The organism is Microcystis sp. M_QC_C_20170808_M9Col (assembly GCF_007095495.1).
Taxonomy (GTDB): domain Bacteria; phylum Cyanobacteriota; class Cyanobacteriia; order Cyanobacteriales; family Microcystaceae; genus Microcystis; species Microcystis aeruginosa.
Genome location: NZ_SFBZ01000113.1, coordinates 1 through 18,265, shown reverse-complemented (window position 1 = coordinate 18,265; position 18,265 = coordinate 1). Strand labels below are relative to the sequence as shown.

General features: G+C 41.5%; 13 protein-coding genes and 4 pseudogenes. 13 read left to right on the top strand and 4 right to left on the bottom strand.

From position 1 onward, the window contains the following. The first annotated feature begins 146 nt into the window (after positions 1-146). From EWV68_RS07065 to EWV68_RS07045, 5 genes are all read left to right on the top strand, one after another. Positions 147-1,283, top strand: coding sequence for a glycosyltransferase (locus EWV68_RS07065; RefSeq protein WP_287169318.1), 1,137 nt, complete (start codon positions 147-149; stop codon positions 1,281-1,283). Positions 1,284-1,520: 237 nt separating this feature from the next. Continuing rightward, on the top strand, positions 1,521-2,375 hold the full coding sequence (locus tag EWV68_RS07060; protein WP_287169316.1) for a hypothetical protein: 855 nt from the start codon (positions 1,521-1,523) through the stop codon (positions 2,373-2,375). Between the two features lie 217 nt (positions 2,376-2,592). Continuing rightward, positions 2,593-3,792 carry a hypothetical protein gene (locus EWV68_RS07055; RefSeq protein ID WP_287169315.1) on the top strand — a complete coding sequence of 400 codons (1,200 nt, stop codon included), beginning with the start codon at positions 2,593-2,595 and terminating at the stop codon, positions 3,790-3,792. 6 nt (positions 3,793-3,798) lie between these two features. Continuing rightward, positions 3,799-7,101: an efflux RND transporter permease subunit gene (locus EWV68_RS07050; RefSeq protein WP_287169313.1), complete on the top strand. Its 3,303-nt coding sequence runs from the start codon at positions 3,799-3,801 to the stop codon at positions 7,099-7,101. Positions 7,102-7,158: 57 nt separating this feature from the next. Next, a complete protein-coding gene (locus EWV68_RS07045) occupies positions 7,159-8,724 on the top strand; it encodes a cation:proton antiporter (protein WP_287169311.1) in 1,566 nt (521 codons plus the stop codon). A gap of 18 nt (positions 8,725-8,742) precedes the next feature. Here the strand turns inward: EWV68_RS07045 and EWV68_RS07040 are convergent, their stop codons facing one another. Continuing rightward, complete coding sequence (locus EWV68_RS07040; protein WP_287169309.1) at positions 8,743-9,492, bottom strand: amino acid ABC transporter ATP-binding protein; 750 nt, start codon at positions 9,490-9,492, stop codon at positions 8,743-8,745. A 12-nt stretch (positions 9,493-9,504) separates the two neighbouring features. Continuing rightward, positions 9,505-9,954: a DUF29 domain-containing protein gene (locus EWV68_RS07035; protein WP_061432941.1), complete on the bottom strand. Its 450-nt coding sequence runs from the start codon at positions 9,952-9,954 to the stop codon at positions 9,505-9,507. Between the two features lie 198 nt (positions 9,955-10,152). On the opposite strand from EWV68_RS07035, the gene EWV68_RS07030 reads away from it, so the two are divergent. The 8 genes and pseudogenes from EWV68_RS07030 to grrA all read left to right on the top strand — a co-directional run bounded on the left by EWV68_RS07030 (position 10,153) and on the right by grrA (position 17,647). Beyond that, positions 10,153-11,292 carry a type I restriction endonuclease gene (locus EWV68_RS07030; protein ID WP_287169307.1) on the top strand — a complete coding sequence of 380 codons (1,140 nt, stop codon included), beginning with the start codon at positions 10,153-10,155 and terminating at the stop codon, positions 11,290-11,292. 298 nt (positions 11,293-11,590) lie between these two features. Continuing rightward, the gene (locus tag EWV68_RS07025; protein ID WP_287169305.1) at positions 11,591-12,655 is read left to right on the top strand and encodes a glycosyltransferase family protein; all 1,065 of its coding nucleotides are present in this window, start codon (positions 11,591-11,593) and stop codon (positions 12,653-12,655) included. A 24-nt stretch (positions 12,656-12,679) separates the two neighbouring features. After that, positions 12,680-13,639, top strand: coding sequence for a NodZ family protein (locus EWV68_RS07020; protein WP_061432944.1), 960 nt, complete (start codon positions 12,680-12,682; stop codon positions 13,637-13,639). A gap of 73 nt (positions 13,640-13,712) precedes the next feature. After that, positions 13,713-14,123: pseudogene (locus tag EWV68_RS07015) on the top strand (PQQ-dependent sugar dehydrogenase); the annotation flags it as partial. 141 nt (positions 14,124-14,264) lie between these two features. After that, positions 14,265-15,437, top strand: coding sequence for an RNA-guided endonuclease InsQ/TnpB family protein (locus EWV68_RS07010; RefSeq protein WP_061432945.1), 1,173 nt, complete (start codon positions 14,265-14,267; stop codon positions 15,435-15,437). 62 nt (positions 15,438-15,499) lie between these two features. Continuing rightward, positions 15,500-16,270: pseudogene (locus tag EWV68_RS07005) on the top strand (PQQ-dependent sugar dehydrogenase); the annotation flags it as partial. An 88-nt stretch (positions 16,271-16,358) separates the two neighbouring features. Beyond that, complete coding sequence (grrP, locus tag EWV68_RS07000; RefSeq protein ID WP_002796867.1) at positions 16,359-17,258, top strand: extracellular substrate binding-like orphan protein GrrP; 900 nt, start codon at positions 16,359-16,361, stop codon at positions 17,256-17,258. 14 nt (positions 17,259-17,272) lie between these two features. Further along, on the top strand, positions 17,273-17,647 hold the full coding sequence (grrA, locus tag EWV68_RS06995; RefSeq protein ID WP_041804155.1) for a GrrA/OscA1 family cyclophane-containing rSAM-modified RiPP: 375 nt from the start codon (positions 17,273-17,275) through the stop codon (positions 17,645-17,647). 217 nt (positions 17,648-17,864) lie between these two features. Here grrA and EWV68_RS06990 read toward each other — a convergent pair. Then, positions 17,865-17,993: pseudogene (locus EWV68_RS06990) on the bottom strand (DUF2887 domain-containing protein); the annotation flags it as partial. 29 nt (positions 17,994-18,022) lie between these two features. After that, positions 18,023-18,265, bottom strand: a pseudogene (locus EWV68_RS06985) (Rpn family recombination-promoting nuclease/putative transposase); the annotation flags it as partial.

The following is an 18,265-nucleotide window of genomic DNA, read 5'->3' as shown; positions in this document are numbered from 1 at the left end:
AATTTTTCTTGAAAAATTTAATAATTTCTTTCTGGTGTTTTTTACCTTGATCGGATAGGTGTTGGTAATTTTGGCGAAGAGAAAGCCAGAAAGTGAACTATTGATCCCTTACTGCTATAATTACGGCTGAGATTATTGATTATCCTATGAAGTACGCTCTGGTTCACGAGTGGTTAACCCCAAAGGCGACGGGGGGATCGGAATTAGTGGTTAGGGAGATTTTACAATGTCTAGAGGCGGATTTATACGCTTTGATCGATTTTGAGTCCACTAATCCCGATAGTTATCTCTATGGTCGCTCGATCGGGACAACTTTTCTGCAAAATTTCCCGAAAGCGAGCAATGGCGTACAAAAATACTTACCTTTTCTTCCCCTAGCGATCGAGCAGTTAAATTTAGAGGATTATGATGTAATTTTATCCTCCTCCCATTGTGTGGCTAAAGGGGTGTTAATTCGACCGGATCAGGTGCACATTTGTTATTGTCACACTCCGATGCGTTATGCTTGGGATTTAACTTTTGACTATCTGGCTAATAGTAAGTTAGGACAAGGATTACCCGGTATTTTCACCCGTTATCTCTTGCATGGTTTGCGTCAGTGGGATGTGATTTCTGCTAATCGTGTGGACTATTTTCTGGCTAATTCCCACCACACCGCTAGACGAATTTGGCGCTGTTATCGACGGGAGGCAAAAGTTATTTATCCTCCCGTACAAATCGAGCGTTTTCCCTACCAAGAGAAAAAAGAAGATTTTTATTTAGTAGTCTCTCGTTTGGTTAGTTATAAAAAAGTCCCTTTAATTGTGGAAGCGTTTAATCAATTGGGATTACCCCTAGTGGTTATTGGAGATGGTCCACAAATGGCTTTAATTCGTCAGTTAGCTAAGGATAATATTCAGATTTTAGGTTCCGTGTCCGATCGAATAGTAGCAGAATATATGTCGAAAGCAAAAGCGTTTATTTATGCTGCTTGTGAAGATTTTGGTATTGCTTTAGTGGAAGCGCAAGCTTGTGGTACTCCCGTGATTGCATTTGCTGCTGGAGGTGCTTTAGAAACCGTGCGGGATCTGCGGGAAAATCCTCCCCAGGGAACAGGATTACTTTTTCGGGAACAAAATCCCCAATCTTTGGTAGAAGCGGTCAAATATTTTGTCGATCACGGTGATAAAATTGATCCGGAAGATTGTCGGCAACAGGCTAATAGATTTACTCCAGAGGTTTTTAGAAATGCTTACAGTTTGTTTATAGAGGAACAAATTAACTTAATGGTCAAACAATCCTAGCACTATAGCTGGTCTTATTTTTTGTATTCTCAATTACGATTGACCCACAAATATGAGAATTTATTTTCACTTTTAGCACAGCCGTTTCTCAGATACATGAGGCTTGTTTTTGCCCCTCAAATACTTGATTAGCCAAGATTAATTCGTACTTCACCTTTACGAGAAAGCTCTGTCTGATTGACAAAATTAGATAAAAAGACGATACTTGTGATCGAAATAATTACTGGATGAGATTATATGAATATTCCTCAAAAACTGAGTAAAGATGCTTTGATACTGACGGCCGCTATCAATCCAGGCGCTACACCTTACGTCAAGATGTCCGATCCAGAAGAACGATTGTTTCAGTATTTATGTAGTTTAGTTTCCTGGATTAAATTTTCTAATATTTCACCAATTATTTTTTGTGAAAATACTGGCTATGACTACGACTACAGCCCAATTATTCAAATGGCTGAAAATTTTAATAAACATTTGGAAATTTTATTATTTGTAGGTAATAATGAGTCTTATAAATATGGCAAAGGCTGGGGAGAAGGCAAAATTATTGAACATGTATTTAAAAATAGTAAATTTTTACATCAGCAGAATCGTTTTTACAAAATTACTGGTCAATATTTTTTAAACAATTGCAATGAAATCATCGATTTACACCAAGAATATGATAATATTTTCGTTCAAAGTAAAATTCGAGAACAATACTCCGATAGATTATACAAATATCCTCCAAATATTAGCCCAACTGAAGCTTTAAGAATTACCTATCGCTCTTTAAAAAAATCTTTATTCTATCTCAAAACAGGACAGGGATTTAGTAGACCAAACGTGGATTATCGAATTAAAACATTTTTCTATAAAGCTAACATCAGATTTTTTCAAGAAAATCTTCTAAAATCTTACAAAAAAGTCAATGATCGAGAAGGATATGTTCTTGAAAAAGTTTATTGTGATGACTTGAAAGATCGAGACTTTTTACAAAACTTTCTCCTCAAACCTCAATTTATCGGTCGTTCAGGTACAGGAGGACACTTACTCAGCGGCTTAGATTATGACGAATCTATTAAAACACTAGCGAGAAGCTTAATGACTTAATCAAAAGATAAATTTATCTGCTTGTTTAACTCTTGAACCCAGTCTTTAAAGTTAGTTCGAGTTGAGGTATTTTTGTCAGGACTAGGAGAGAAGAATCACGGCTGCATACTAGAAAAGAATCAAAGTTGTTGCTTATATCAACTCAGGTGAGCGAGGACTAGACGGTTTTTGTAGAATAGATATAACTTGTAATCACAGAAAAGCGAGGATTATAGCCGTGCCTTGGAATCGAGTTAATCAATGGGTAGAAAAACGCTCTTTAGTGGCCCTAGAATCAGCTTATCAGAGAGCACTAAAAATTAAAGCGATCGAAGATAAACATTTTGGGGGACAAAAAATTTCCCCGGCTGCCGTGGGAGGAAAAAGTGTTTATGATTACTTTCAAAGTACCCTAGAGCGAGAATTATTACAGATACGTTTCGATTTAACTCAAGTGCGTCTGGGTAATTTTTTTAATCCGCAAACTAACCCAGAAAATAATAACATCTTAGAGACTTTAAAAGCGATCGAGGACATTATCGGTAAATATCGCCTAGACTTAGAGGAATTGCTGCCCCCATTACCGAATAATCAAACCCCAAATCTGCCTAAAGCCAATCTCACTGGTGATACCTCCAGAGATAAAAATAACCAGGCAATTTCTCCTACAACCGGTAATAAATTTTTTAACTTCCAGCAAGAATTAACCCCAGAATACGAACAAACCGTTATTAAACAACTCCGTACCCTGCGACAACAGCAACGTATTGCTATTCGTTTTATCCTGATTATTATTTTAGTTCCTCTCTTGGTGCAGGTTATTAGTAGGAACTTTATTTTTAGCCCTGTTTTAAACTATTTTGGTGTGGATAGAGCGAAAATATCAGAAGTTTATATTTCTCAGGAAATTGGCGAAAAATATCTCAGGGAATTTGCTAGACTTCAAGAAATTGAAGAAATCAAGCAGGTTTTAGGAGTAGTAAAAGCAGGGCATAAATCAGAAGAAAATTTTCGGGAACAGGTCGAGGAATTATTTAAAGAAGCGGGTTATGAAAGTCAAGATGGTTGGAAAAACTTACTCTCCGATATCACTGGATTAATAGCCTTTATTGCGATCTTAATTTTTGGTCGTCAACAATTGGCAATTACGCGAGCTTATGTTAGTCGTTATTTTCTCAGCTTAAATGATATCACCAAAGCCTTTATCTTTATTCTCTTTACCGATATATTTGTCGGGTTTCACTCGGCGGAGGGTTGGACGGTAATCTTAGAAACTTTGTTCCGGCACTTTGGTTGGCGCGAGAATATTACATTTATTAGCTTGTTTGTGGCCACGGTTCCCGTTATCCTAGATACCATCTTTAAACTATTAATATTTAATTATCTGACTCGTAAATCTCCCACTGCCGCAACTATCCTAGAAAAGATGAACCAGTAACGCCCTATGATCCTTAGTATTGCCGATACCTTCATTAAAAGACCCGTTCTGACCACAGTTTGCTCGATTTTAATCGTTTTGATCGGAGCGATCGCTGTTCCCTTTTTACCCCTAGAAAAACTGCCCCAGTTGGCATTTATTCAGGTAGCGGTAAATGCCAACTATTTGGGAACCGACGCCAAAACCGTACAGGATAACGTTACCACGGTACTCGATCGCCAGATTAACGGGACAGAACAGATTGTTTATATGCAGTCCCAGAGTACCAACACCGGACAAAGTACGGTGAATGTCTTTTTCCCGGTGGAAATGGATCGTAATATTGCCCAAGTCTTGGTACAAAACCGTGTCAGTACCGCGGCCGCTAGTTTACCGGAAGAAGTGAACCGGCAGGGGGTGACTACCAATACCCAATCCCCCAGCGTTACCCTTGCCTACGGGATTTCCGCCAAACCAGACGAAAAGGGCAATTATCCCTACGATACGGTCTTTTTAAGTAACTTTGTCGATCGAGTCATCGATGCCGAGATTCGCCGGATCGAGGGAGTTGGTAGTACAACCATCATCGGGGAAAGGGAATACGCCCTGCGTTTTTGGCTTAATCCCGATGCTTTAGCCGCTAGGGGTGTGTCGGCGGAACAAGTAGTACAGGCGATCCGAGAACAGAATATTCAGGTGGGTGCGGGGACAATTGGCGGTGATCCCAGTCCCGAAGAGCAGCAATTCCAGATCGCCATTCGCGCCGTTGGTAGGGTTGCCACCGGGGAGGAAGCGGAAAATATTGTCGTCAAAGTCGGGGAAAATGGCGATTTAATCCGCATTAAAGACGTAGGACGCGCAGAAATCGGAGCCGAAAGCTACAGTACCGCCGCCTATTTCGACAAATCCCCCGCCGTTGTCTATATCGTCTATCAGTTACCCGGTTCCAACGCTTGGAATACTGCCAAACTGGTAAAAGAAAAAATGGCGGAACTAGAACCAAGTTTCCCCCCGGGGTTAAATATCGCCATTACCCTCGATAATACCGCCTTTGTCGCCGCTTCCCTAGAAGAAGCCTTTGGCACTCTGGTGGAGGCGATTTTACTGGTTATTCTCGTCATTTTTATCTTCCTTCAGGATTGGCGCACCACGATCATTCCGGCGATCGCTATTCCCGTATCTTTGATCGGAACCATGGCCGTCGCCCTGGCTTTAGGCTATTCTCTCAATAACCTCTCCTTGTTTGCCGTCATTCTGGCCACCGGTTTAGTGGTGGACGACGGCATCGTGATCGTAGAAGCGGTATCAGAAAAATTACGGCAGGGAATGCGGCCATTTCAAGCTGCCCTCGATGCCATGGGCGAGTTAACCTCGGCGGTGATCGCTAGTTCTCTTGTACTGCTGGCAGTTTTTATCCCCGTCACCTTCTTCCCCGGTACGGTGGGGATCGTTTATCGACAATTTGCCGTCATCATCTCCGCTTCAATTATCATCTCCACCTTTAACGCCCTCAGTTTTTCCCCCACCATGTCGGCGATTATCATGAAACCGCCCCAAGGTACCCGCGGACCCTTGGGACTGTTTTTCGAGGGCTTTAATCGGGGTTTCAACGCAGTTAAAGAGGGCTATCGACGCTCGATCGAATTTCTGATCCGCATCCGTTTTTTAGTGTTACCCTTCTTTATCGCCGCCCTCTTTCTCACAGCTTGGAGTTATAGCACCACTCCCCAGGGTTTTATCCCCGAAGAAGACCAAGGTTATGCCTTCGTTTTGGTGCAAGCACCCCCCGGGGTTTCCCTGCGCTACACCGACCAGGTTATCCGTCAGATTAACGAAGAAATTCTCGACGGTATCGAAGAAATCGAACACTTTGTCGGTATGGCGGGCTTTAGTTTTGCTGGAAGTGGCAGCAACCAAGGGCTATTTTTTGTCAAGTTAAAAGAATGGTCGGAACGGCCCGGCGAAGATAAGTCGGTTTTCGGGGTTCTGCGGAAAATTAACCAACAATTAGCCACTAAAGTCCCAGATGCTCGCGCTTTCGCCGTTAATGCGCCCCCCGTGGATGGATTAAGTTCTACCGGCGGTTTCGAGTTATTTATCCAAAACCGCGCTTCTTTCCCCATGGACGCTTTGATTGCCAACGCTAATAAAGTCATGGCCGAGGCCCGAACAAGACCGGAATTATCGGGAATTTTCACCCAATTTACCACCGACACGCCGATGCTGGAACTTTCCATCAATCGCAACCAGCTACAGGCGCAAAACGTCGATATGCAGGCCGTTTTCGGAACCCTGCAAACCTATCTCGGTTCCAACTTCGTCAACCAATTCGTCTTAGGCGATCGCTTGTATCGAGTCTTTGCCCAAGCAGAAGCGGATTATCGCTCTAATCCTGAAGATATTAACCGTCTTTACGTCCGTTCCCGTACCGGGGCCAATATTCCCCTATCGGGTTTGGTTAGCGTCAAACGCTTCACCTATCCACCGATTATCACTAACTTTAACCTCTATCCCTCGATTAACGTTCAGGGTAGTCCCGCCCCCGGTTTTAGTACGGGACAGGCGATCGCAGTGATGGAAGATGTTTGTCGGAAAGTCCTGCAGCCCGGTTTCGGTTACGCTTGGACGGGTACAGCTTTCCAAGAAAAAACTTCCGCCGGGGCTGCCCCAGTTATCTTCGGATTAGCCTTTATCGTGGTTTTCCTCGTCCTTGCGGCCCAGTACGAAAGCTACATCGACCCGATTATCATCATGATTACCGTTCCCCTAGCGATCCTAGGGGCCATGGGGGCCTTACTGTTGCGGGCGAATTTCCTACAAGTGGGTAGTCTGTTCCCGGCGGTGAATAATAATATCTATGCTCAGGTGGCTTTGGTCATGTTGATCGGTTTAGCGGCTAAAAATGCGATTTTAATCGTGGAATTCGCTAACCAGTCCCGTACTTTGGGTTTAAGTATTCCCGATGCGGCAGCCCGGGCCTCGACGGAACGCTTAAGACCGATTCTGATGACGGCTATTTCCGGTTTAGTCGGTTTCTTGCCCTTGGTTATCGCTTCCGGCGCCGGAGCGATGAGTCGTTGGTCTCTGGGAACTGCAATCCTAGGCGGTTATCTGATTTCCACGGTGTTGAGTTTATTTCTCGTCCCGGTGTTGTATGTGCTGATCAAACAGTTCGAGGCCCAATTCCTCTCCTCGAAACCCCCGAAAAGTGGCGGTTCTGGCGGCAAAAAAACCCCTTCTCTCGATGGGGAAAGAAATACATCAGAAACCCCCATAGAAGAAGGGGCCATTTCCTCTTTGAAAATCTCTCCTCAGTCCCCGAATGACTAGGGTGTTAGGAGTCTTTTTCAGTGATAACTGATAACTGATAACTGATAACTGAAAATAATGAGTCTAGAATCTACTGCTAACGAGGCGATCGCTCATAATTTAGAGCAATTCCTGCTAGTTTTGACCATTTCCTTGAGTGTCGCCACTTTATCGAGAACCGTTGCCTTCCTCCGCAAAATTCCCTACACCCTGCTGTTAGTGATTGTCGGTATGGGTTTAGCTTTTTTAGATTTGCGTCTAGTTAATCTTTCCCCGGAATTAATTCTGGAAATTTTTCTGCCTCCCCTCCTTTTTGAAGCCGCTTGGAATATTCCTTGGGCTAAATTAAAGGAATATTGGGTTACTATCGTCCTTTTTGCCGTTATCGGGGTAATTATCTCCGTTTTGGGAGTCGCCTATCCCCTACATATCTTTGCTAATTTACCCCTATCGATCGCTTTTCTGTTGGGTGCTGCCCTAGCTGCCACCGATCCCGTCTCTGTGATTGCCCTATTTAAAGAATTGGGGGCCAGTAAAAAACTAACGATCCTGATGGAAGGGGAAAGTCTCTTTAATGATGGGGTCGCTGTGGTCGCTTTCGTCCTCTTGGTGGGGATTCCCTTAGGAGTCGATACCTTTTCCGTCCCCGTTACGATCGCTCGTTTCTGCACCTTTGTGGGGATTGGCATCGGTGTGGGTTGCGTGATCGGTTTCGGCATTTCCTACCTTACCCAACGCTTCGATCTGCCTTTTGTGGAACAGTCTCTCACCCTCGTTTCTGCCTATGGAACCTATCTCGTCACGGAAAAATTGGGCGGATCCGGTGTGATTGGGGTGGTAATTGTCGGGATTATTCTCGGTAATCTCGGTTCGCGCATTGGTATGAGTCCCCGTACGCGCCTGGTAGTTAGCGAATTTTGGGAATTTATCGCCTTTTTTGTCAATTCCATCATCTTTTTACTGATCGGCGATCAAACCCGTTTTGAGAGTCTTGGTAGTCACTTAAGCGGGATTTTAATAGCGATCGCCGCTATGGTGGTTTCCCGTCTGTTCTCAATTTTTGGACTAGGGGGAATTAGTAACCTAATTACGGGTAATAGGATCAGTTTCAAGGAAAGAACGGTGTTATGGTGGGGAGGATTGCGCGGTTCGGTTTCGATCGCCCTAGCGTTAAGTGTTCCTACGTCTATCCCCTACCGTCAAGAAATTATTGACGTGGTTTTTGGGGTGGTTTTATTTACTTTATTGGTGCAAGGATTATCTATACAATGGCTGTTAAATGCCCTCAATCTTATCGGTGATCAACCGATTCGGAGCGAATATTCGGCCCTAATTGCTCGTCAGATTGCTTTAACTAGGGTGTCTAATTATCTGCAACAACCAGAACGTTTTCCCGATATCGATACCGAATTTTATCGCGACAAAAAAACTCTGGTGGAAGGACAATTAAAGTCCTTGCGGGATCAGTTGCAAAAATTACTAGAGGAACACCCACAATTAAAAGATGTGGTGGCCGAACAATTTCAAGATACTTTACTCGATATCGAAGCTAATACCTACGCAGAATTAATTCGAGCCGGTCGTTTAAATGAAAATCTCGTTCCCCTTTTAGTGGAGGTAGAAGAAGAAAAAGAGATGGTTTAATGATCAAGTCATGGAAAATCAAAGAATTTTTGCTAAAAATTGCTGAGTTCGATCGGATTGGGGATGATTAAAAAATTCTGCTGGGGGGGCAATTTCCAAAATTAAACCCTGATCCATAAATACCACTCGATCGGCCACTTCTCGCGCGAATCCTACCTCGTGGGTGACACAAACCATGGTCATCCCGGATTTGGCTAAACTTTGCATCGTTTCCAAGACTTCTCGCACCATTTCTGGGTCTAAAGCTGAGGTGGGTTCATCGAATAACATCACCTTCGGCTGCATGGCCAAAGCGCGAACGATTGCCACCCGCTGCTGTTGTCCTCCCGATAACTGAGGGGGATATTTAAGCGCTTGTTCGAGAATACCAACTTTTTCGAGGAGTTTTCTCGCTATTTCCTCCGCTTGCGCTTTTTTCCAACCGCGCACCCACATGGGACCGAGGGTGATATTATCTAATACCGTCAGATGGGGAAATAGGTTAAATTGTTGAAAAACCATGCCGACTTCCTGACGGATTGCCTCGATATTTTTCAGGTTGTGGGAAACAGTTATACCGTCAATAATAATGCGGCCTTTTTGATAGGATTCCAACCCGTTAAAAGTGCGGATAAAGGTGGATTTTCCCGAACCCGACGGCCCCATAATCACGACAACTTCCTGTTTATTAACGGTGAGATTGACTCCCCGCAAAGCATGAAAGCGGTTATCGTACCATTTTTCCACCGCTTCGGCAATTATAATCGGTTCACTGTTGTGAGATTCCATATTTTTGAGAGTTTATTGATTATCTGTATCGGGAAACCACTGTTTCTCAAGAATTTGTCTCAGAGAGTAGGGGCAAATTATCGGTAAATTTTTTAATCCTGTCTTTTTTTCGGCAATTAAGCGGGCATTTTCATAGATATTGTCTAACTCTAGTTCTAGAAATTTGCTTAAATTGATGGTGAGCTTATCTTCTAATTGTACTCGAAAAGTGATAATCTCTGCCGCCCAATGATTACTATTTCTTTCTCTTTCTGTTGTCCAAAATTGATAGATTAGGAGATGGATTATTATTTGTAAACTTAAACTTTTAACAGCAGTTTTTTCGCTTCGTCCCAAAGCTGCCAACTCCTCGATTAAATGTTCGTAATCTACCCGATCGAACTGACGATTTTTTAATAACTCGATCGTCTCGCTTAACCAGCGATCGTACTCCCGTTCATAAAGCTGTTCTAAAGCAAGCATTGTCTTTGATCAAATGGCGACATGATTAAAAATAACCCGTACCTAGGAATGATAGCATAAAAGATACGGTTGATTAGTGTAAATATTTTTGAATTAATGATGATGACAGTCAAAAATGCTTGACCCTTAGGTAAAAAAAAGGTTAAATTATGGTTAGGCTGAGAACATGATCCACACATCCTAGATAATGAGGCTATCATGGAAATCGATAAACTCAAAGAAATTGCCCAAAAAGTTGAAACCTCTCGTTCTCAAATCCAAAACGAACAGGCAACCAAAACAGCTTTTATTATGCCTTTTTTGCAAGCATGGGGTTACGATGTGTTCAATCCCATGGAAGTTCATCCCGAATATAGTGCCGATTTAACTGGATTAAAAGGGGAAAAAGTAGATTATGCTATTTGTTTGGACAATCAACCGATTATTTTGATGGAATGTAAAAGTTGTCATCAAAATCTTGAGCATCCTAAACATAGTTCCCAACTGCATCGATATTTTAACGCAACTGGAGCTAACTTTGGAGTTTTAACTAATGGGATTATCTATCGGTTTTATACGGATATCGTCAAGGATAATATCATGGACGATAAGCCATTTTTTGAGTTTAACATCCTCGACTTTGACGAATCTTCTGTTAACGAATTAAAACGATTTTCTAAATTTAGCACTAGCACATCTGACTTCAATTTTGGCAAAATAAAAGAGGCTGCTCGCAATTTATTGTACACCAAAGAAGTTAAAAAAGTGATTGCCCAGCAATTAAATGATCCTTCCCCCAAATTTGTTAAGTTTTTTGTTAGTCATGTGTATTCTGGAGTGAGAACTGCATCGGTTGTCGAAAAATTCACAGAAATTATTAAGCGTTCTCTCAAAGAGTATATCAATGATATCATCAAAGAAAAATTTGAGGAAGTTTTAGGAAAAGAACCTGAAACAAATCCTGCTGATACATCAGCAGCAGAAGATACTCCACCAGAAGAAACAGGGGAAGATAAAATTAATACGACCCCCGAAGAATTGGAAGGATTTTACATTATTAAATCAATTCTACGGGAAGAAATCAATACCGCACGCATTCAATTCAAAGACACTAAAAGTTATTTTGGTATCAACTTAGATGGAAAAGTAACTAAAACAGTCTGTCGTCTGCGCTTCCATGAAAGAACTGGTAAGAAATCAATCAGTATTCCCGATAACGTCGAAACTGGTAAAGAAGCAAACACAAATATAGACAGTCTTGATGAAATTTATGGAGTCGCTGAATTTCTGAAATCTCGTATCCGCTATCTGACTCAAGATACTTATAAAAGCAAGTCAGAAAAAACAGAAAGTATCTAAAATAATTATCCCCTATCTCTTTAATGACCGATAGGGGTTTTTAAGGATATGATTTTTAGTAATCGCTGATTATGGTTGTAAAATTTTATCTAGGGATAGGAAGTTACGGTTAATAAGTGGTCATGAAAAGGAGATAGGATATCCGAACATTATAATAAAAGTTTTCTCTCCAGTTAAGGTCAAAAAATTCTAGCTGGGAGTTATCGAAGTGTAATTAAGCTTGACAAACTCAAATTAAGGTGTTAATATATAGGGCGTGATTTGTACAGATGTTAAAAATTTTGTTTTGCGGTAGTCTATGAATTTAACAAATTTACCAATGTCTCTTGATGAGATACCTTTACCTAGTTCTTTGCCGCCAGTTATTTTAACAGTTTTTACTCGTCCCGATCTACTCAAGGAAGTTTTAAAGGGTTTAACCCAACAGACTCTATTTCCTCATCAGATCATTGCCTATGTGGATGGAGCAAGAAGTGAACGTGATATACCCCTGATTGATCAAACAATTGCTTTACGGCAAGAGTTCTCTAGTAAAATTCCAGTAGATATAAGGTTAAGACCACAAAATTTGGGCTGTGATCAAAATGTCATTTTGTCCTTGACAGAAGCACTGTCCACTTATGAATCTGTTGTTTACTTGGAAGATGATAACTTTCCCAATCCATATTTTTATGATAGGATGTGCCGTCTGCTAGAGGCATACCGTGAACATAAAAAAATCTTTTCGATTAGCGGATATGCAGACTTTCCAGAGCAAGCATATCATTTGATCGAAGAGGATTTTGCTCTCTCTCGTAGAGTTTTTTCTTGGGGATTCGGTATCTGGGCCGATCGCTGGAATGATATCGCTCTCATCAATCAGCCTAAACAATATAATCCTTTTGGAAAATTCTATAATATACCCGCCACCGTGCAAACAAAAATGACTATAATAAACCAGTTCTGGCTAGAGAGAAATGAGCAAACTGACTGGGTTATTACTCTTACTCTTGCATCTTTGTATCAAAATCGGGTTCATCTCATTCCCAAAACTTCTTTGATCTATAATATTGGTTTTGGACACCCAGAATCTAAAACCTATAAAGGGAAAGAAGCATCATGGGTAAACTCTGCCTATAGTTCCTCATTCCGCCCCAATAGCTTACCTAGCACTCTTGAATTAATTGACCTTTTAAAAAATGAGATTAGTGGCATAGAATTGGCGCATTACCTGTATCGCAAGGGTATTGCTATTAATTTAGAAGCACTATTTTACTACCTAAAAAAATATCGTGATCTTCAAAGTCGCCTAGAATTTGTGAAGCTATTTATGGCTCACTCTCCCTTTAGTTTGAAAAGAATTCGCCTTCGCCTAGGTTTATAGTTTAGTAGATACTTAATAGAAAATATGAATAGCTCTAGAAAATTTCTGATTTGTAAAGGTTCCTCTGGCATGGGAAACCGAATTCTGGCCGCCTGTGGTGCAATAATCTATAGTGAAATTAGTAATCGCCAGTTAGTTATTGATTGGCGGGATAATACTTATTGTCATGACGATATCAACTCCTTCCCTCTATTTTTTAACTGTCCAAAGACCGTTTCAGTAGAATCTATACCTGATACCAAGTCTGTCTATCCTGAGATATGGATTGATAAGTTAGATCAATCTTTTGGTGGACTAAGAAAAGATTTAAGGATTTCGGATCAATCTATGTCGGTTGAATTATCTAGAACAAATTATGAGAGTGAGATTCTGGTTTTCTGTGCCTATACTCATAAAATCAACCAGATGAGACAACTCTTTCATGGGAAGTTCGATTACTTGGCAAAAATGGATGATCGTACTATTATCAAACAGGTATTAAACTCTCATCTAAGCCTGAAACCTGAAATTGTTCAGTCTATCGAAGATTTCAAATCATCTCACTTTGGAGTGAATACCCTAGGCGTTCATGTCAGATATACAGACATGAAGATTCCTTTAGATAAGCTAATTACTAATACTAAAAAAATCAACAAAAACAATAAATTTAACAGCATTTTCTTGGCGACAGATTCTCAAGAAGTTGTTGAAAAATTTCAAGAGGAGTTCCCAAATATTATCACCACACCAAAATGGTTTCCACCATCGGGAGAAAGAATGCACCAGAACTGGGATCAATGTCCTGATCGCGTTCAAAATGGCATAGAAGCATTAATGGATATGTATTTGTTAGCCAGTTGTAATGATTTGATTTTTTCTTCACAGTCCTCCTTTGGTTTAGTGGCATCAATCCTAAGTAAAGCGAGGAAACAACATCTCCACGATGTGAATTCTTCTTCATTCATTGAAAAAGTAAAAGCGAAAATTAGAGGTATTGCCAAATAGTTTGTACGAGCAATTAACCCGAACCAACCTTAATGATGTCTATGCCATGGCAAACTTGGGGAGTTACCAACTAATGCTTAATTCTTTCAATCGCCTTTTCTCGCCTTTAGTATCTAGCGTTTTAATTACCATAATTATCTCCAGTTGTCAAGGTGCAAATGTATTAACTTCGGCGAATAATTCCCAGAGAAATCAATGGCAAAAAGTGACCGTAATCGAGGGTTTAGAGCATCCTTGGTCGATGGTTTGGCTACCTAACGGGGAAATCCTCATCACAGAGCGTCCCGGTCGTTTAAGAGTGGTTAGAGAGGGTGAATTAGACCCAAAAGCCATCGCTGGAGTTCCCGAAGTTTTTGCCGTCGGACAAGGAGGACTGCTCGATGTGGCAATTCATCCCCAATTTGCCCAAAATCGCTGGATTTATCTAACTTATGCCCACGGAGACCAGGAGGCTAATCGTACCCGCGTCGCTCGTGCGGTTTATCTCAAATGTCGGGGTGAAGACCCTCGCACTTAGCGACGGGATGAAACCCCGACCAATATAAAACAGCGAAGCACGACTAAAATCTTGACAATCTATGCTGTACAGGTTAACTTAAAATAAGTTGTTTGAGGTCGATAAACAATGATTGTCTTAGAAATGAAAGCCGTGGTCAAACCAAGTCAATGTTCTGCCATTGATGAAGCTATTCGTACAGTACAATTCATCAGAAATAAGGCTTTAAGGCTTTGGATGGATGCCAAGAGAGAAGACAAAATCGATAAATATTCTCTCAATAAATATTGTGCAGTTCTCGCCAAACAGTTCAAGTTTGTCGATACTCTAAATTCTACGGCCAGACAAGCATCGGCCGAACGAGCTTGGTCAGCTATTGCCCGTTTCTATGATAATTGTAAGAAAAAGGTTAAAGGAAAAAAAGGCTATCCCAAGTTTCAGAAAAATAATCGTTCTGTGGAATATAAAAACTGTGGTTGGAAACTATCAGAGGATAGAAAGAAAATAACTTTCACAGATAAGAAAAACATTGGGACGATTAAACTAAAAGGAACTAGAGACCTAAACTTTTATCCTATAGACCAAATTAAACGAGTTAGAATTGTTAAACGAGCGGATGGTTACTATGTCCAATTCTGTCTAAGTGTTGATATTCGGGAATATGCGAAACCCCTAGAACCGACTAAAAGATGTGTAGGATTGGATGTAGGTTTAAAAGTTTTCTACGCTAATAGTGATGGGGAAACGGTAGAAATACCGCAATACTATCGCCAGGCAGAAAAAAGATTAAACCGTCTAAATCGGAAAAAATCTAAAAAGTTTAGAAAAGGTCAACCTCAGTCAAACAACTACCAAAGGGACAGAAAGAGGTATGCTAGAAAACATTTAAGAGTAAGTAGGCAACGTAGAGGCTTTGTCGAAAAAGAGGCATTGCGCGTCATTAAATCTAACGATTTCATAGCTCAGGTCAACTTAAATATTCAAGGCATGGTAAAAAACTCTAGAATAGCTAAATCTATTAATGATGTGGCTTGGTCAACTTTTCGGCAATGGTTAGAATATTTTGGCTTTAAATATGGTAAGGCTACGGTAGCAGTAGCCCCCCATAACACGAGTCAAAACTGTTCTAATTGTGGTCAAAAAGTAGCTAAATCTCTATCTACAAGAACTCATATTTGTCCTCACTGTGGCTATGTAGAAGATAGAGATATTAACGCCGCTATCAATATTCTCAAAAAGGGACTAAGTACCGTGGGACACACGGAAACTAATGCGCTTGGGGAGAGATTCCCTCTGGTTTGATTGGATACGTCCTGTCAGATTAAGGAAACTCGATGAACCAAGAATCCCTCGCATGAGCGCGACGGGAGTGTCAAGATGGTGCAAGTTTGCGAGATGTGCGGGTTATTTTTGAAGTTTCCCAGGCAAAAACCGGCTCTCAACACTTCGGTTCGCGGTTATTATGGCTACCGGATGGCACTTTATTGGTAGCGATTGGGGACGGGGGTAATCCTCCCCTACAATTAGCGGGAGATTTAATTAGAAAACAGTCCCAAAATCTGCAAAGTCATTTAGGTAAAATTATCCGCATCAATGACGATGGTTCTCTACCTAAAGATAATCCTTTTGCGGGTTCTAAAATTTGGAGTTATGGTCATCGGAATATTCAAGGAATCAGCTTTGATCCAATGACTAAAAGAGTCTGGGCAACAGAACACGGAGCAAAAGGAGGGGATGAATTAAATTTAATTGAAAAAGGTAAAAATTATGGTTGGCCAGTGGTTTCTGCTAGTCAAGAGTACGGCACTAATACCCCGGTTTCCAGCGAAGAATCTCGACCCGGTCTGATTGATCCGAAAACAATTTGGACAACTGCGATCGCTCCTTCGGGATTGGTCTTTTATACCGGTAATCGCTTTCCTAATTGGCAGGGAAATTTATTCGCCGGTGGTTTAGTTTCCAGGGATATTCGCCGTCTGTCAGTGGATAAATCGGGTGAAATTATCAATCAAGAAGCGATTCCCATCGGTCAGAGGGTGCGGGATGTGCGTCAAAGTCCCGACGGATTTTTATACCTGCTCACCGATGAAGGTAACGGTCAATTAATTCGCCTTGAACCGCCATCTAATTTGTAAAAGTTCACAGAAATTATTATGGAAACCTTGAAGATTTTTTAGTGAATTCTAGTATAGTTATGTTTGTACGGGAGCAAGCACTCGATTTATGAAGAAAATTTTACAGTTAGTGGGACTAGGTTGCATATTACCTATGTTCCTCGCTAGTGCAAGTTTAGCGGAAACAGTGGTGGAAAAAGTGGCTCGCACGGGATTTTTGACCGTAGGAACCCGTTTTGATGCGATTCCCTACTCCTACATCAATGATAAGGGGGAATTAGTCGGCTATTCTATGGATGTGTTGGAACGAATTAGAAAACGATTGGAAACTCGTCTCGGTCGTCCCGTCACCCTGCAAATGATTGAAGCTAACCAACCCGGAGAGAAAATTAATCTCATTCGTAGCGGGGAAATCGATATCGCTTGTAGTACGGCTTTTACTTGGGAAAGGGCGAAAGTGGTCGATTTTTCCATCAGTTACAGCATTTCTGGGATTAGGATTTTAGCCAAAAAAGGTAGCAATCTCTCCACTCCTCAATCCCTAATCGGTAAACGCATCGCCTTGGTTCCCACTTCTGCGGCCGTCGATGTGATTAAATTAGTACAACCGCAAGCGACAATTGTTACTACCTACAGCACCGTAGAAGAAGCCCTCGAAGCTTTAAAAACTGGTAAAATTGACGCAATAGCGGGGGATAGCATTTCTTTAGCGGGAACAATCCTCAGAGATAACCCTAAAATCTACGAAATCGTCCCCGAAGAAGCTCTAGCTAATTTTGGCATCGCTTGCATGGTTCCCGAAAATAACTCTACTTTTTTGGATGATGTCAACTATGCCATTGTTAAAATGATGCAGGATTACATCACCAATGATACGGCCACCGTTAGTCAAATCGATCGCTGGTTCGGTAGTCAAGGCATGGTTCCCATCCCCCCAGAATTATTAAAGGGGTTTTTTGCCTTCAAAGTTATCGAACACGCCCAAATTAATCCCCAAGAAGCCAAATAGGAGCATAAATTCAGGTGAATATCAGCAATAAAACTGGTTTAGTCGGCTTTCTTCTCGCTTTATCTGCCTTCGGTCTGACTAGCACTGCTCAGGCCGCCTCAGACGAGGCTAATCCCATTGAAGCGCGTTTAAGTCGTCTATCTAGCGCTGTACGCGAACGGGTTAACCAACTGCCGTCCGGTACTGCCGATCCTAGTTTACAAGCTTTAGGCTGGGGAGATGGTGGCAATCGCGGTTGGGGGAATAGTCGTGCTGGCGGTTGGGTAGATGGTCGCGGTGGTAGTTTCGTTAATGCGCGGCCCTGGCGCAATGGTTGGTCTGACGGTGGTGGTTTCTTTAATTCCCGACCGCGCTGGGGTAATGGTGGCGGTTTCTTAAATCGTTGGTAAGTAAGGTTGGGTGAGACGATAACTTTATCCTCGTCCCAACCCCGGTTTTATGATGAAATCTAGGGTGATTATTTTGAGGCAGAAAGACTCCATCAAGACGAAACGATTTTTGTCAATTATTTTTGATCTAGAGCGAACTAATCAATTAAGTCTCTTACCAGATAAGGATTTAGTCGATTTATGACCCCCTATCGAACCATACCAAGTAACGAAGAACCGAAAGTTGTTTGACTTCCACTGAGTCAAAGCGGTAGTTATTCGCTTCGCTGATAGGGAGTTGAATTAATTCAAAGAAGATAGAGGGGAATGATTGAAAGAGTTGATAAAAAATCGTGTCAGTTTTCATGCTTTTATTTTACAAGGCGATCGCATTTTTTATGTCCCGTTTTGTATAGCTCTAACTTGTTCAACCTCTAACTCTAAGGCGGATGCAACTTGCTCAACGCTTAACCCTAAGGCTAACAAACGAGGGACCGCCTCTAATGCTTTGTTTAGTCTGCCTTCCTGACGCGCTTCCTCGCGCACATCTTGAAAATACTGAGTTTGTTTTAATTCATCTAAACTAAACATAGTTTCTATCTCCCGACGATTGAGAAGCGGTAACTTATAAACGAGAAT